The 260-nt window shown below is 65.8% G+C and carries 1 pseudogene; it reads left to right on the top strand.

Annotation, left to right across the window (positions count from 1 at the left end):
• Positions 1-260: pseudogene (locus B7G66_RS16750) on the top strand (hypothetical protein); the annotation flags it as partial.

The raw sequence follows: 260 nt of genomic DNA, 5'->3' as shown, positions 1-260 counted from the left end.
GGCCTTGCCGCCTGCGCCAGCAGCCCGCAGGGCAAGCTGCGGCAGTCGGTCTATGACATCGACAGCGCCTATCACGTTATTGCCGCCCCCATGCCTGACGTGATGGCGGGCAGGCTGCCGGGTGTCACGTTGACGGCCGCCGAAAAGACGCTGGTGAAATCCGCCAGTCAGGGCGTGTTTGACGAGATCGCGTCCCTTGAAACCTCGATCGCGGGGGGAAGTTCGATCACCGCCACCGCCGTTTCCGCGCTGGAGGCGGA

It is taken from the genome of Novacetimonas hansenii JCM 7643, from assembly GCF_000964405.1.
Taxonomy (GTDB): Bacteria; Pseudomonadota; Alphaproteobacteria; order Acetobacterales; family Acetobacteraceae; genus Novacetimonas; species Novacetimonas hansenii.
Note: the sequence above shows the minus strand (reverse complement) of the source record. Positions and strands in the feature narration are given on the sequence as shown.